At 32.8% G+C, this 14659-nt stretch carries 17 protein-coding genes; 6 read left to right on the top strand and 11 right to left on the bottom strand.

The genetic code is table 11. The annotated features are described in order from the left end of the window. Positions 1–2: 2 nt before the first annotated feature. The 7 genes from AC1Q8N_RS01415 to AC1Q8N_RS01385 all read right to left on the bottom strand — a co-directional run bounded on the left by AC1Q8N_RS01415 (position 3) and on the right by AC1Q8N_RS01385 (position 5123). A complete protein-coding gene (locus AC1Q8N_RS01415; protein WP_493521018.1) occupies positions 3–680 on the bottom strand; it encodes a YhfC family glutamic-type intramembrane protease in 678 nt (225 codons plus the stop codon). A gap of 89 nt (positions 681–769) precedes the next feature. Beyond that, positions 770–2086, bottom strand: coding sequence for a GHKL domain-containing protein (locus AC1Q8N_RS01410; RefSeq protein ID WP_493521017.1), 1317 nt, complete (start codon positions 2084–2086; stop codon positions 770–772). Next, positions 2086–2820 carry a LytR/AlgR family response regulator transcription factor gene (locus AC1Q8N_RS01405; protein WP_048547658.1) on the bottom strand — a complete coding sequence of 245 codons (735 nt, stop codon included), beginning with the start codon at positions 2818–2820 and terminating at the stop codon, positions 2086–2088. Before AC1Q8N_RS01405 ends, AC1Q8N_RS01410 begins: the two co-directional genes overlap by 1 nt. 178 nt (positions 2821–2998) lie before the next feature. Then, positions 2999–3577, bottom strand: coding sequence for an HAD-IA family hydrolase (locus AC1Q8N_RS01400; RefSeq protein ID WP_048547660.1), 579 nt, complete (start codon positions 3575–3577; stop codon positions 2999–3001). Between the two features lie 27 nt (positions 3578–3604). After that, complete coding sequence (locus tag AC1Q8N_RS01395; protein WP_048547661.1) at positions 3605–4183, bottom strand: kinase; 579 nt, start codon at positions 4181–4183, stop codon at positions 3605–3607. After that, the gene (locus tag AC1Q8N_RS01390) at positions 4183–4725 is read right to left on the bottom strand and encodes a GNAT family N-acetyltransferase (RefSeq protein ID WP_048547663.1); all 543 of its coding nucleotides are present in this window, start codon (positions 4723–4725) and stop codon (positions 4183–4185) included. Before AC1Q8N_RS01390 ends, AC1Q8N_RS01395 begins: the two co-directional genes overlap by 1 nt. A 14-nt stretch (positions 4726–4739) precedes the next feature. Continuing rightward, on the bottom strand, positions 4740–5123 hold the full coding sequence (locus AC1Q8N_RS01385; protein ID WP_493521016.1) for a VOC family protein: 384 nt from the start codon (positions 5121–5123) through the stop codon (positions 4740–4742). Between the two features lie 283 nt (positions 5124–5406). Between AC1Q8N_RS01385 and AC1Q8N_RS01380 the strand changes: the two genes are divergently transcribed. Further along, a complete protein-coding gene (locus AC1Q8N_RS01380) occupies positions 5407–5655 on the top strand; it encodes a hypothetical protein (protein WP_048547666.1) in 249 nt (82 codons plus the stop codon). A 327-nt stretch (positions 5656–5982) separates the two neighbouring features. On the opposite strand, the gene AC1Q8N_RS01375 is transcribed toward AC1Q8N_RS01380, so the two are convergent. Further along, positions 5983–6519, bottom strand: coding sequence for a DUF2812 domain-containing protein (locus tag AC1Q8N_RS01375; protein ID WP_048547671.1), 537 nt, complete (start codon positions 6517–6519; stop codon positions 5983–5985). Positions 6520–6526: 7 nt separating this feature from the next. Then, a complete protein-coding gene (locus AC1Q8N_RS01370) occupies positions 6527–6844 on the bottom strand; it encodes a PadR family transcriptional regulator (protein ID WP_048547673.1) in 318 nt (105 codons plus the stop codon). A gap of 203 nt (positions 6845–7047) precedes the next feature. On the opposite strand from AC1Q8N_RS01370, the gene AC1Q8N_RS01365 reads away from it, so the two are divergent. The 3 genes from AC1Q8N_RS01365 to AC1Q8N_RS01355 are packed head-to-tail and all read left to right on the top strand — an operon-like array spanning position 7048 to position 10221. Beyond that, entirely contained in the window at positions 7048–7977 is a 930-nt protein-coding gene (locus AC1Q8N_RS01365; RefSeq protein ID WP_048547675.1) for an AAA family ATPase, read from the top strand. Then, entirely contained in the window at positions 7974–9137 is a 1164-nt protein-coding gene (locus AC1Q8N_RS01360; protein ID WP_493521015.1) for a DUF58 domain-containing protein, read from the top strand. Before AC1Q8N_RS01365 ends, AC1Q8N_RS01360 begins: the two co-directional genes overlap by 4 nt. Then, on the top strand, positions 9112–10221 hold the full coding sequence (locus AC1Q8N_RS01355) for a DUF4018 domain-containing protein (RefSeq protein ID WP_098080314.1): 1110 nt from the start codon (positions 9112–9114) through the stop codon (positions 10219–10221). Before AC1Q8N_RS01360 ends, AC1Q8N_RS01355 begins: the two co-directional genes overlap by 26 nt. A 58-nt stretch (positions 10222–10279) precedes the next feature. Here the strand turns inward: AC1Q8N_RS01355 and AC1Q8N_RS01350 are convergent, their stop codons facing one another. Next, the gene (locus tag AC1Q8N_RS01350; protein ID WP_048547682.1) at positions 10280–11737 is read right to left on the bottom strand and encodes an MFS transporter; all 1458 of its coding nucleotides are present in this window, start codon (positions 11735–11737) and stop codon (positions 10280–10282) included. A 403-nt stretch (positions 11738–12140) separates the two neighbouring features. Between AC1Q8N_RS01350 and AC1Q8N_RS01345 the strand changes: the two genes are divergently transcribed. Continuing rightward, complete coding sequence (locus AC1Q8N_RS01345) at positions 12141–12401, top strand: hypothetical protein (RefSeq protein ID WP_048547684.1); 261 nt, start codon at positions 12141–12143, stop codon at positions 12399–12401. Between the two features lie 87 nt (positions 12402–12488). Further along, positions 12489–13976, top strand: coding sequence for a glycosyltransferase (locus AC1Q8N_RS01340; protein WP_493521014.1), 1488 nt, complete (start codon positions 12489–12491; stop codon positions 13974–13976). A 143-nt stretch (positions 13977–14119) separates the two neighbouring features. Here AC1Q8N_RS01340 and AC1Q8N_RS01335 read toward each other — a convergent pair whose 3' ends face one another. Then, complete coding sequence (locus AC1Q8N_RS01335) at positions 14120–14362, bottom strand: hypothetical protein (protein ID WP_000752473.1); 243 nt, start codon at positions 14360–14362, stop codon at positions 14120–14122. Positions 14363–14659 lie beyond the last annotated feature (297 nt).

Below are 14659 nucleotides of genomic sequence, written 5' to 3'. Positions count from 1 at the left end.
TTTCATACACCCTTTCTTTTTAAAATAAAACTATAGCTAAAAACGACTAAAGTACAAATTGCTATTGAAACTTCTGACATAATGATCCCGTTTTTCCCTGGTACATATAGCGATATAATGCCAGCTAATGCATTTGCGGTCCCATGGATGAGAATTGCATATACAACATAACGGAATTTCTTTTGGACGACAGCTTGTAATACAATGAAGGAAAGTCCAATATGCAATATCATCGCGAAGATGCGCTCAATACCGCCGAAATAGTAACTGTCACCATTTTGAATGACTGCTTGTGACAATAATAGAGATATTACCGGGATACCAACTATCAACACTGCCTCAATACCACCATGCCCTGCTCCAAATAAAAAACCAGACTGCCAATCTCGTTGCTTCATAAAATAACGCATTGCAATAAAACGAGCTATCTCTTCAAAAATTCCAGCTGATAAACTAAGCAAAATTACAAATAATACAGGCTGCATTACTGAAAACATTTGAAAATCTGTGCTAGTTCCATTTACATAATTCAGTATTGGTATGCGGATCAATATTTGTGATACAACAAAAGCCAATACACCTAACATATAAGGAATATAGCGTTTCTTCCAAACAGCATATAATAGTGATACAAGCGGTAAACCAATGCTAATCATTGATGTAAAAATAAGACCATTCATCTCGCTTCACCTCTTACTTAAAGTGTATATAAACGAGTGAAAGAAGTATGTAGTTCTTTCCTATTCGGTTTCATTTTCATCATAGATGGTCATTTCATCTCTGTTAATAGGAATGTTTGCGTGAAATAAGGACTTACATAAGTTGTTTCTAACGTCGCGTTATTTGTTTTATTCATAATCCGTTTTAACGAAAATAACCCGTATCCTCTCGCTCCTGCTTTACTTGAATGGTTTTTCTCATAAATTTTTTGCAAATCAATCGCTTCACTCTTTGAACTATTACGTACGATAAAATATTGTCGTGAATCCAATTCAAAAAATGCGATTTGCAATATCTTTTCCTCACTATGTACTGCCTCTTCAATTGCATTGTCTACTAAAACTGAAATGATGCGAATAAATGAAATGATCGTCATCGAAACACTTTCAATGCTCTCCGGTATATCAAGCATTACTTTTATTTGATGCTGCTGGGCAGTGCCAACTTTCGCCCTTAATACACTTCTCACTTCAGGAATATGTATACGAGATAATTTCGCAATATCAAGTTCATGATCATTTATTGTTTTTAACGTAGGAGCTATAACGTCATAGTACACTTGCTCAATTTCTATCACATTTTTCGTACGTATTCCCTCTTCTAACGATAGTAATACATTCATATAATCGTGACGGAAACTAGCAAGCTCGTCATGCATATCCTCTAATTTCTCCACATAATCTAATAACTCTTTATCCAAACGTTTTTCATGCTCTTCTTGTAACTTTGCTTTCGATAAATGTGAACTTATAAGTACTATGATGACTAATAATAAAAATACAATAATCGCTGAAATATAACTTACATCACTGTATTGTTGATTTAACTTTGCTAAAAACGCAGAAGATGGCCGAGTTAAAATTAGTTCAATAATAAATCCGGCAATTAATAATATATAAGTTACATAGTATAGCCGACTACCTACTATATATTGAGCAATTTTTTGAATTCTTTTCCGAGCTACTAAAATACTGATAAAAGTAAGTGTCGATACGATAAGATGAATCATGCTACCTGTCCATAAATATAAATTGAATGGCGTTAACATAAAGGTTTTCATTCCTAAATCAAATAGCAACATTTTCACTAACGTTATAATTACCATACTCACTAGTGCAAAATATACATTATGCTTAAATTTCAATTCATTTTGCATTAATCCTAAACTTATTAAAAATAACACCATCGTACTATTCAATTCTGGATATCTCGTTACTGTTACGACAATAGCAAGTAAAATAATGAATATCGCACTTAAAGCTATTAACATTCTATATGACAATCTATTGTACCGAATTAATTGAATGTATAAAAACGTATGGCTTATACTAGTAAGCAGTATTGCAAATAAATCATAAATATACATTACATCTCACCCTTTAATATGTTACGTACTTTACTGAATAAACGACGTGATACTGGAATACGTTTCCCGCTTTTTAAAACTATCATTTTTTGCTTCGCATCATAAGAAGACAGTTGCTTCGTATTCACGATATATGATTGATGACAACGAAATAAACGTTCATCTACTAATTCAATTTCTTTTAAAGTCCCGTAAAAATAAACGATTCGATCTAACGTCACTAATGCTAAACGGTGCGGTTCATCAGTCATAACATATTCAACTTCATGAAACGGAACCCGTACAGTCGCATTACTATTTTCAACGATAAAGTCATCGGACGGAATAATTTGCTTATTACGCGCTTCATACTGTAGTAAACATTGTTCAAAAACGTTACGCCTCTCCTCGTATGGCAACCCTTTATCAATAAAAGTTAAAGCTGATACCATATATTGATATGAAATAGGTGCAAATTCAGAATGCGTCGTTACAAACACAATAATTCCTTGCGTATCATACTTTCGTATCTCTTGTGCCACTTGTAACCCTTTACGCTCTTCTCTTTTTATCTCTATATCTAAAAAATAGATTGGGATATACTTCGCCTTAGGAATGTTTGTAATAATGTTTTCACTTTTACTAGTTACCTCTATAAAATCAAAAGGCAACATATACTCCTCACAAATCTCTTCAACTAGCCGCTTCATTTGCTGCGCTTGTATGACATCATCTTCTAAAATAAAAATACTCATGTAATCACTCGCTTTATTGAAATCTTTCCATCTATAGATTTATCTATAACTATATAATTCAAATCGTTATACCAATCTCCTTCTAAATTCTTGGAAGTATTAATTTTCTATAGTTTTTATAAAGCATAGAAAATAACCTCTACTTTCAAGCAAAAAGTAGAGGTTTTATTTAAAATATTTATAACATAACCTCTCTATCAATCACTACCTTAAAAAATTCCGAGTAATGTGCTAAAGAATAATCCGCTACATCACAGTTCCCTTGAAACATACATGTTGAAATACCTAATTCTTTTGCAGGTAATAAATCTAATTCTCTATCACCAATAGCTAAATTAATATTGTGCTTTTTATGCAAATGATCATAAGATAAAGCGTTCGGTTTTCGGGGGAAACCATCGTCAATTGTAACCATGTCTACGAAGTATTTTTCCCAGCCGTAATGTTTTAATATAGATAACACCCCTTCTCTATCTTTATGAGTCATAATCACATTTTTATCGGCAAACTTTAAAACTTCTTCCACTTTTTCAAATGGTTTTATATCTTCTATCATAATGCGACTCTCTAATACATCAATTTCACTCAATTGTTTTTTAGTTATTTCATAATAATCAACTGCGTGTGAAAATGAAACCTTTAACTTTGTATAGATTTCTTCTTCACTTATTTCCTTCCCTAAAACTTGAGCAAGAATTTTTGTATAAACTGGATACGTATCAAATAACGTCCCATCAAAATCCCATAAAATATTCATTCTGTTCACCTTTCTATTTTCTAATCATTATATAACTAAGTTCGCTCTCTTCTGTGGTGTTTCACTTTCTAAATAATAATCCTCTGCTTTCCAATACCTATTTTCAAACTTTGAAAGGTTTTTCTGCGTTTCTTCACTCTCACGTAGAAACCGTGTCTCTCTTGGACAATCTAAATACACCATATAATGAAAGAAATCTCTCCACTCTTTTCGCTGTAGAAAAACACCTTCAATTACAATTACACCTACTATGGGTATCTGTACTTTTTTCATCTCACTTGAGTCTGTCTCATTATTATAGAACGGTAATTTCAGTTTTGTTTCATTTTGTAACTTCTGAAAAAACTTCTGTCGAAGCGACTCAATATCCCATTGCAAATAATAATACTCATACCATTCTTCATAGCCAGTATGATATCGTTTATTACGCTCTACTATATGATCATCAATATGAAAAATATGGAACGGGATGCTTTCTTGTTTCATATTTTCCTTTAAGTTTGTTACAAATGTTGTCTTTCCCGATCGACTTAAACCATCTATACCTAAAATAAATCTATTTTCTTTATGCTTCTTCATAACATTTATAAGCTCATTTGTACACATTACTTCTTCCACTCTTCTTTTAATAAAGAATATAATATCGTATCATGAGCAACTTCATTTTGAATCATATGTTTTCGAAGTAATCCTTCTTCTTGAAACCCTGCTTTACTTAATAATTTTTGAGAAGCTTTATTTTCTACATATACAACAGCTGCAATTCTTATAAGTTGTAACGTTTCAAACCCGTAAGTTAAAATCGCCTGTAACGCTTCCGTTGCATACCCTTGTCCCCAATATGTATCGTCCAATTCATAACCAATTTCAGCTCGCTTATGATGCTTGTTTATTAAATGAAATCCGCACGTTCCGATTAATTGGCCCGTACCCTTTTTCTCAATTCCCCAGCGAAATACAGTTCCTTCTTCATAACGATTTTTAAACGTTTGAATAGTCGTTTTCGCTTGCTCAATATTTTCGAAAGAATCCATTCCAAAATAACGTATAACAGATTCTTTTGAAAAATAATGGAACATCGTTTCTGCATCTAACAGTGTTAGTTCTCTTAATTGTAAACGTTCTGTTTCTAGTTTCGGAAACCCCATCTCTTTTTCTCCTTCTATTCTAATGAACTGCAAATTTCAATATAATTCCCATCTGGATCGGCAATGTATGCAATTGTTTGTCCCCACGGTTTCACAATTGGTTCAACTAAGATCTTAATTCCTTGCTCTCTAAATTGTTCGATTGTTTCTTGTACATGATTAACAACGAATCCCAATTCAAAATGAGAAGATTGTAACTCGCTTTCTGTAAGTGGTAAACCTGTTAATTCTTTCACATCTTGCCTTGTGTTCATCGCTAAAATTGTAGAACCAGTATTAAATTCAATATATGTACCATGCTCTGCTTTTATAGGTAACTGTAAAATATCTTTATAAAATCTTAAACATTCTTCAAAATTTTCTACATATAAAATGATATACTTCATTTTTAAATTCATTTTACATCCTCCTTTATATCCATCCCTAAAATTTCGACAAATGTCTCATAAAAACCTTGTTCCTTATAGCAACGAGCAAAAAAAAATGAGGCCGATTTCTCGGCCCCCCAGCTTATTGGCATAAAACAGGAGATTTGGTTTGGACATAACCAGTTCGTACTCTTATTATATTTTATTTTTTCTGAATTTTGAATACTTTGAACACCCATTTATATTGAGAAAGTTTTTTTGCTTGCATAAAATTAATGAGTTTAAGAAATGCTACAAATGGAGGTGTATACATATGGAACCAATGCTATGTCCAAGCTGTAAAACGAACCGTACTCGCTTTAATATTCTTGAGCAACAAGTAAAACCAGTCAAGTTAAATCCACAAACTGGTCAAGTAGAAGAAGAATACACAAATGAAACGATGAATGCTTTTCATATGTCCTATCAAGGACCAACATATAGAGTCCAATGTGCTGTATGCGGACTTGTTGAAAACCCAGAACAATTTATTAAACCTGCGCAAAATCAGTCTTTTTCTTAAACATTTTTATTACCCCCTACCACTTTTCTATAGGGGGTTTTTTGTTTCATATGTTAATGAAAAAACATTTTTCTTCCTTATTATAAATTACACCTCATACCTTCTTTGTCATCTTTTATTTTTTGATCCTCAATATGAATCGTTTTTTCTTCATTTATTATTTTCGGGATATTGCGGTTTAATCTTTGCAACTATTAATCCCTTACCTTTATATAGAGTTTTATTATATAAAAAAGAGCGAACAAAAATGCAATTATATAAAACCAAAAGAAGTTGATACCGATATTTCTCCCTACAAAATCAACTTCTTTTTAATTCTACTTTTCATTATAATATTTCACTTTTTAATTTCTTAATTTTCCAAGTGAGTCTTATGAAGAAGTACATCCACATACAACCTGTAAGACCCGTCATAGCTTTCGCCCAAATTGGCACTCTTGATTCCATCGGGCTTATAAATAGATTGTACATTGATGGTAATATACTTGCTGATATAATAACAAGGAATAGCAATAACTCATTTAGTTTTTGTATCCTCGTCTCCTTTTCTGAGTATATGTCAGGTAATTCATTTACCTCTTCTACTTCCTTACAAAAATAATTCCATCTTGTAAAACTCGTTACGCGTTTCCAACCTGACATTTCGTATATTTCGAAATACTCTTGTTGTTGTTCTTTCGAATCTCTATAAACCAATCTAAAATCAGCTTTATATATTACATCTTTTGGCTCAGTTTTCTTAAACTGATACATTAAATTGTATTTTTGTAATGCCCAACCTTGTTGATGCATCTTTCGTAAAAAGGCTTCTTCTTTTTCTAAATTCCATGCCGTAAAAAACTTAAATACCCTTTTTGTCTCCATCTTCCATTCACCCTCCTAATATACTATTTCCATTCCTTACAGATCTCTGTAACCTGTTATACTCTAGCTCTAATACTTCTCTACCAAGTGACGTTAACTCATAGCATTTCTTTCTATCTGTAGAGGCAACTTCAACTATTAACATCTCTTTTAGTAACTTCGTCGTATTCCCGTATAAAGTTCCAGGACCGAGCTTTACTTCTCCATTTGTCATCTCTTCTACCATTTGCATAATTCCGTAACCATGCATCGGCTTCACAAGTGACAACAATATGTAATATGTCGCCTCTGTTAACGGAATATATTTTTTCGCTTTCGTATTCATTATAACCACCTCCGATACATCGTTATCTGATATATCGACTAACGATACATCGTATATCGATATTGTATAATCATATTCCAAAATATGCAAGGTAATTTTATAACTTAATATCTATTTATTTAAATTAAAAAATCATATCAATTTTCTGAATAATTTGTTAAAATATAGAAATATCCGTTTATATTTTGAAAGGAATGATACATATGATAAATAATTTGAAAGAAAACATAGGATTGGTTTTTGTAGGTAAAGAAAATGTTATTGATCTATTACTCGTTTCATTGCTTGCTGATGGACATGTACTGCTTGAGGATGTGCCTGGTACGGGGAAAACGTTACTTGCGAAAACACTTTCTAAAAGTATTGGTGGTAATTTTTCTCGTGTCCAATTTACACCTGATGTACTTCCGAGTGATGTAACAGGTATTGAATATTTCAATCCGAAAACGAGTGAATTCGAATTAAGACTTGGACCAGTTATGACCAATATTTTGCTTGCGGATGAAATTAACCGCGCTATGCCTAGAACACAGTCTAGTTTATTAGAATCGATGGAAGAACGACAAGTAACGCTTGAAAAGCAATCTACTCCTCTTCCGAAACCGTTCTTTGTTATTGCGACGCAAAATCCAATTGAATCACAAGGAACGTTTCCTCTACCAGATGCACAGCTTGATCGTTTTTTAATGACAATTTCAATTGGTTATCCATCTCCAGAAGATGAACTACAAATGATGCGACGTTTTCGTAGCGATGTACCACTAGAAAGTGTCACATCTGTTATTTCTTTAGATGATATTTTAGAAGCACAGAAACGAGTAAAAGAAATTTTCGTATCAGAACCGTTAGAACATTACATTATTAAACTTGCTCACGCTACAAGAAATCATGATTACATCGCTAATGGTGTAAGCCCGCGTGCCACATTAGCTTTAGTACGCGCAGTTCAAGCACTAGCCTTTTTACGTGACAGAGAATATTGCACGCCAGAAGATATACAATTGTTAGTTCCTTCTGTTTGGAATCACCGCATCGTCTTATCAATGGAAGGCGCATTACGTACGACAAAAAATGAAATTATGCAAAGGATTTTAAAAGAAGTTGACGTACCAGTGGAGATTGAGCAAACATGAATGGACAGCGTGTTGTAACTGTACCTTTATTTTTCCAACTCCATATTATTCAACTAACTGTCCCAGGCGCTATACTATTTACATTTTTTATGCCACAACGAATCATTATGTTTCTCTTTTTCTTCTATTATTTATTTGCTATTTTCATTTATAAATATGTCGCTTACATAGAGAAAACATTTGAAGTCGTAAATGAGAAACAAACTACTCGGCTTTTTCCTAATGAATCTGGGCAGTTTTTTATTCATTTAAAAAATGGAGCAAATATACCGCTCGTTAACGGTGTTTGTTATTTTCATTTAAATCCGTCACTACTACCACAAAAAGATCAAGGAATTGAACAAATATCAAAAACACTATTCTCTTTCCCGTTTTCACAACCTGCTCATTCGGCGCAAAAGTGGGATTTAACATTAACCGCAACGAAACGTGGTGTGTTTCAAATTGAACAGTTCGAATGTGTCTTGAAAGATCCTTTTCATCTTTTAACTGTACATTTGCCCATTGTTGATAAATTACGGACTGAAATTATTGTGTACCCTTCTCCTAAAGAAGTAGCAGGCTTACAAGAACTACAGCAACTTTTAACCGGATCTTATCGAACGAATTTTTCTTTTTACAATGATGAAACATCTATTATCGGTGTTAAACGATATGAACGTGAGTCTTTCCGTTCTATTCATTGGAAAGCATCTGCTAAAATGCAAGAATTACAGGCGAAGCAATATGAACCTGTAAAAAATTATAGTTGGACGATTTGTCTTTCATTAGCTGCTGATCGCGGGTTTGGTTGGAAAGATAATATAGAAGACCTTATTTCATTTGCAACATACATTTGTCAATACGCAACGCAGCATCAAATACCGTTTGAACTATTTATTAGTGTATTAGCTGAAGGTGGTCCTCTGCACTTACCATTAAACGAAGGGCAAACACATTACGGAATATCTTTAGAGGAATTAGCGCGTATTTCAGATGATAGTACTTTACTTCCGAAACAAGGATTTCTTCATTATGTAACGAGAAAAAGAGAACGATCGTCTACAATGATATACATTGGTTTACAGAGAAATGAACTCCCTCTTCTCTCTCAGCCTACGTTTCTCATTAATAACGAAGGGATGGTGGAAAAGCTTGAAAACTTGGCTTTATCACGTTAATGACTTTATTCTGCTGCTCCTCCTTTCGTTATTAACGGAAAGAGATGAACTCATCGGCATTGCTATATTTTTAGCAACAGGCTATATTGGAGTATTTCTTATCCATAAACTAATGAAGAAAAAAACAACAGGTTTTGTCATACTGTTAATGACTCAAATAATTGGTTGTTCTATCTTTCTCCCTTTCTCTCTGTTTGGCACAATTATGTTACCGCTTTTCTTCTTTATCGTACATGTAGTTGGACCCGGATATCCAGTTCAAAAGTCATTAGGTGGTATTGTATGGTTTAGTATTTCAGCCATATTTTATGCGCCCTTTCCACCTTTGTGGAAACTATTACTTTTAGTTTTACACATTATGATTACATTTTGGTTAACCGGGATAAACCGTAATCAACAGTTATTACGTTTCGCTTCTCTTATTACAATTGGAATAATTAGTGCTTTCCTTATTTCTATTTTCCCATACATTCGGCTTCTTTTTTCTTATGTCGTACAAGTAGTTGCTTTAGGATTTGGATACGCCATTAATCCGTTATTTTCGGCAGCTGAATCAAAAGAAACTGACGATTTTTGGTCGAATAAAGGGAATTTAAAAGATCCTCAAATTAAAGATGAATTTGGACATCGTGCTTTTGATCCAACACTTATAAATAGCATTACAATAATAGTTTGTACAACCATTGCTATTTACGTCGTTTGGAAAATAATAAAAAAACGAAAACAATTCAGTTTACCAAATATGCCTGCCTTCGAATCTACTATCATTACTGATAAAGAAGGTATGAGCCAAAAACGTTTGAAACAAAACAAACCGCCACATAACGAAATTCGAAAAGAAATTTTCAAACTTGAAAGTAAGTTAACTCCTCCTTTAAATAGAAAACGAGGAGAAACTGTTGAAGCATGGTTAGGACGAATAAATAGTGGGGAAGATGTAAATATTGAGAGTCATATTGTTATAGTTGCTTATAATACAGTGCGTTATTCAAATGAGGAAAACACCGTACTGTTACATGAATTTAAGGAAGAGATTCAAAAACTCTATGCATATCAGAAGCGTTTGAAAAAAAGAAAGAAATAACACAACAAAAAGACTCCTATTTTTTCATAGGAGTCTTTTTATACTTCTACGTTACTTGTTAAATTGAAGCATTCTTCCCTGCTTCAATTTCTAACGACTCTTCATGCCACCAAAGTGTTTCTTCAGGGTCTTCTTTCGCAATTTGGTGTGCTTCTTTTTTCGTTTCTACTGTAGGATATGAACCTTTTAGCGCACGTCCTGATGTTGTAACGAATAATACACTAAATACGACTAATCCAATAATACTTACACCCGCTAAATAAAATGCCGGTGCTAGCGGGTTACCAGTCGCATGAACTAAGTATGAACATACGAGCGGCGTTGTTCCACCGAATATAGATACAGAAATATTAAATGAGATCGAAAGTGCTCGATAACGTACATCGGTGAAAAAGAGTGATGGTAATAATGAAGGTAATGTTCCTTCATATACACTTAGGAAGAATCCTAATACGAAAATACCTGCAAATATAGCTGCAATATGCCCGTTACCTATTAGTAAAAATGCTGGGATTGCAAATATAGTTAAACCGAGTAAACCAATTTGCACGACGCGTTTATTACCAATTTTATCACTTAATTTACCGAAATATAGTGCTAGTGGAATCATAAGTGCCATCGTAACAGAAATAATTAATAAGCCAGTTGTTTCTTCGACTTTAAGTACTTGAGTTAGATAAGAAGGAATATACGAAAGAATCATATAATTCGTAATATTAAAGAAGGCGACAATTACTGTGCTTAATAAGAAGTCTTTTTTGTGATATTTCATAATATCCATAAATGAAAATTGTTCATTGTCTTCAGATTCCTCTTGTGCTTTTTCCATCTCTTCAAAGATGGGAGATTCATCTAAATGACGGCGTAAATATAAACCGACCAAGCCAATTGGTGCAGCTACTAAGAAAGGAATACGCCAGCCCCAGCTGAGCATTTGTTCATCTGTTAACAATAACGTCAAAATGGTAACAATTACCGATGCAGCAATGTAACCTGAGAGTGTTCCAATTTCAAGACCACTACCGAGTATACCACGCTTTTTATCTGGAGAAGATTCTGCGATATAAACCATTGCACCTGAATATTCGCCGCCTGTAGAGAAGCCTTGAATCATTCGGGCAACTAAAAGTAGTATTGGTGCCCATACACCAATTTGTTCATAGGTTGGTAGTAATGCGATGAATAATGTAGAAAGTGCCATTAAAATAATAGTAGTACTTAACACGATTTTTCGGCCGTACTTATCTCCTATTCTACCAAAGAATACACCTCCGATTGGTCGAACGAGAAAGGCTGCTGCAAATGTACCGAATGTAAGTACAAGTTGCAATCCACTATTATCAACACCTGAGAAGAATAATTGACTTAAGATAACCGCTAAATACGCGTATAATCCGAAGTCAAACCACTCCATTGCATTCCCTATACCAGTAGCAACTACTGCTTTCCTGGCTTGTTTAGGATTGACAATATTAACGTCTTGAGGTTCAAAATTTAAATCATTATTTTGTTGCATATAATAAAACAGCTCCTTTTTTAATTTAACTTCTTTAAGCACACCTTCTCTTATTGAATAAAATTAATTCGAAGCACTTAAGGAAAAGCAACGTCTCCTTTTCTGTTATTATTATTTCACATAATTAATTATTTGTCCAATTAAATGCTCTTTTTGTATAAATTTACACCCTATTTAACTTTTCATAAAATGAAGTTTAGGCTATATAATATATACCTTTACACTACAAATGAACCTTTCATTTATTTATATGTATAACGTTCCTATAATTGTTTCCTATAACTTAGAAACCAGTAACTTTTACTTAAGATTTGCATATATTTAAAAAGTGAACTCATTGGCTCGACTTCTGTTTTATTACATTCAACTATAATATTATTATAGTTTTAAAGGAGGCTATTTTATGTTGGAAATAATACTTGTAGTTGCTACTGTTTCTTTTCTCTTAATTATTTCTGGATTTTTCATTATCTTAAAACAATATAAAGAAATTAAAAATATAAAGACTATATTAACTACAAAAAAAGAAAATGAGAAAACTTCCCCCGAAAACTCCATCCCTTTGCAATTAGACCTTAGCGTTCTCAATAATTTACTCGCTTCTGGAATAAATAAAGGTTCTAATACAAGTAAAGAAAATTGTGAGTCTGATAAAACTAAATGATTGTTATGCTTATACCAAAAAGAAAATATATCTCCTATTTTATCTAATCTTATTAACAACTACCTCTGATTAAAAAGGAGACTGCTTATGTGTAAACATTCAATTTCTATTATTATCCCCATACAACATAAAACAAAAAATTTACCTAAAATTTTGGAAGCATGTAAACAACTACAGCCTTTAGAAATTATCCTTACTATTAACGGATATACTCAGGATTCAATTGAGAGTGCAGATTCCTACAATTATGAAATTCTTACACTAGAAGAACCGATAGAACCTACTAATCTTTATGTAATTGGCGCAAAAAAAGCAAAGGGGGAGTACCTCTTATTTTTAGATGAAAATTACATTATTGAACCCTCCTCACTTATACTATTTCTTCAACCATTACGAAATGGATTGGCTGACGTCGTATTAAATAATTTAGATGAATTTTTTTATCAAAAACAACAGCCAAATATAGCAATGATTTGGCAACAAGTTACAAATCATTTTTTTCATCGTCCAGATTTACATGTTAACTCCTTATTATTTCCTCCCTATGCAATGACAAAAGAATTGCTTGGGGTAATTACTCCAGATAGTTTATCAAATCCAATATTGGCACAAATGAAAATTATTGAACATAAATTTCGTATTTGCGATCAATTCAACATTTCTATCCCTCAATTCCCCTCTTTTCCTTCAACTCAACTCATTTATTATCATCTTGAAGCCATTGCAAATTGGATAAGTAAAATGCAAAATCTAAGAGGAAACTATACCGATAATAAACGAAAGCGTGATATTATTTTAGGACTTCAAAACGGGGAACAAAAATACATCCCAAAAATAAGTACAGGTAAAGAGTTTTATTCGAATACTTATGGAGATAAACAATTATCAGTTATCATCCCTGTTCAAAATGAAGAAAAAACGATAGAATCTGTCATTTTTGAGGTACAGAAATTAAAACCTTTTGAAATTATCGTTATTGTTAATGGATCAACAGATAAAACAGAAGAATTGGCGAAGGGTTGCGGTGCAACAGTTATAAATTACGAAGAAGCGCTTGGAAATGATACGGGACGTGCTGTTGGTGCCTTTTTTGCAAAAGGTGACATACTATTATTTATAGATGGTGATTTCTTAATTTCTAGTTATGATTTATTACCGTTTGTACAATCTATTCAAAACGGCACGGACTTAGCTTTAAATAAACTAGAGTACTACTATATGTATCGTCTACCGTATTCTATCGTCACTGCATGTAAATATGCTATCAACTTAGCGTGTAATCGGAAAGATTTAGGTATGGGATCCACAATTGCTATCCCTCATGCTTTTAGTCGAAAATGCATTCATACAATTGGGTTTGATTCACTTCTTTCACCAACCTTAAGTCAAGTTAAAACAATTTTAGCAGGCTTTCATGTGCAAAATGTCCATTCTGTCGACGTCGATAAAATGAATCGTGTTCGACCTGAAAAACACTTCTCTGAGGAAGGTTGCCTTTCATTAGCAACACAACAAATCATTGGTGATCATATAGAAGCAATTTCTTACCTCATCGAACAAAAAGAGTACTTTTAATTATACATCCTGCCTACTAAATAATATATTATCTCATTTTTAACATATGACAGAATAAAAAAGATGGTTTGTAACCATCTTTTTTATTTTTACATCAGCTCAAAAGAAAAGTAGAAGGCAGGCTTTTCATTTCTGTATCTTTCTTAAGAAGTTTGAAAAGAGAGGCTTGTTAATGAAGATTCAACACTTAAATCATCTTTTAGTGCAATTGAGAAACATGCAACTAATGGTAAAGTAATAACAATTGATCCACTAGGACTAATTACAATTGTAGGACTTGTCCCACATGTGCCCCCACAATCCACTTCTGCATCAATTCCACTACCAGGGGTAATTGTAATTTTAAGACACACATCTAAACAAACATTATTCGTAGTACATGCCATAACTCTCCCTCCTTTCTTTTAACAATATATGCAGTTTATCGAATTTAGACACGACTCTCCTACTAAATTTTATAAATTAGCTGCTATTTTCTTATCAGTTTTATATATATTTAATTTATTATTAAACTAGATAAATTAATTTATAAATTCAGATCATCTTTTACTGAAATAGAAATACATGCGGTAAATGGTATTACATTAAAATCAGATGAAAATTCATAATTGCACCTTAGAGATATTTCTTCCCCAACATTTGGATAGACCTTAATTTCTAAATACATATTAAAACACCTTTTA

This window comes from Bacillus sp. GW823-FHT06B01, assembly GCF_058952315.1.
This window is presented reverse-complemented; position numbering and strand designations above follow the sequence as displayed.

Coding starts and splice junctions, on each gene's coding strand:
- AC1Q8N_RS01395 (WP_048547661.1), bottom strand. CDS start 4,183: ATGTGTACAAATGAGCTTATAAATGTTATGAAGAAGCATAAAGAAAAT.
- AC1Q8N_RS01360 (WP_493521015.1), top strand. CDS start 7,974: ATGAATGGACAGCGTGTTGTAACTGTACCTTTATTTTTCCAACTCCAT.
- AC1Q8N_RS01400 (WP_048547660.1), bottom strand. CDS start 3,577: ATGAATATTTTATGGGATTTTGATGGGACGTTATTTGATACGTATCCA.
- AC1Q8N_RS01365 (WP_048547675.1), top strand. CDS start 7,048: ATGATAAATAATTTGAAAGAAAACATAGGATTGGTTTTTGTAGGTAAA.
- AC1Q8N_RS01380 (WP_048547666.1), top strand. CDS start 5,407: ATGGAACCAATGCTATGTCCAAGCTGTAAAACGAACCGTACTCGCTTT.
- AC1Q8N_RS01390 (WP_048547663.1), bottom strand. CDS start 4,725: ATGGGGTTTCCGAAACTAGAAACAGAACGTTTACAATTAAGAGAACTA.
- AC1Q8N_RS01345 (WP_048547684.1), top strand. CDS start 12,141: ATGTTGGAAATAATACTTGTAGTTGCTACTGTTTCTTTTCTCTTAATT.
- AC1Q8N_RS01415 (WP_493521018.1), bottom strand. CDS start 680: ATGAATGGTCTTATTTTTACATCAATGATTAGCATTGGTTTACCGCTT.
- AC1Q8N_RS01410 (WP_493521017.1), bottom strand. CDS start 2,086: ATGTATATTTATGATTTATTTGCAATACTGCTTACTAGTATAAGCCAT.
- AC1Q8N_RS01375 (WP_048547671.1), bottom strand. CDS start 6,519: ATGGAGACAAAAAGGGTATTTAAGTTTTTTACGGCATGGAATTTAGAA.
- AC1Q8N_RS01385 (WP_493521016.1), bottom strand. CDS start 5,123: ATGAATTTAAAAATGAAGTATATCATTTTATATGTAGAAAATTTTGAA.
- AC1Q8N_RS01335 (WP_000752473.1), bottom strand. CDS start 14,362: ATGGCATGTACTACGAATAATGTTTGTTTAGATGTGTGTCTTAAAATT.
- AC1Q8N_RS01405 (WP_048547658.1), bottom strand. CDS start 2,820: ATGAGTATTTTTATTTTAGAAGATGATGTCATACAAGCGCAGCAAATG.
- AC1Q8N_RS01370 (WP_048547673.1), bottom strand. CDS start 6,844: ATGAATACGAAAGCGAAAAAATATATTCCGTTAACAGAGGCGACATAT.
- AC1Q8N_RS01350 (WP_048547682.1), bottom strand. CDS start 11,737: ATGCAACAAAATAATGATTTAAATTTTGAACCTCAAGACGTTAATATT.
- AC1Q8N_RS01340 (WP_493521014.1), top strand. CDS start 12,489: ATGTGTAAACATTCAATTTCTATTATTATCCCCATACAACATAAAACA.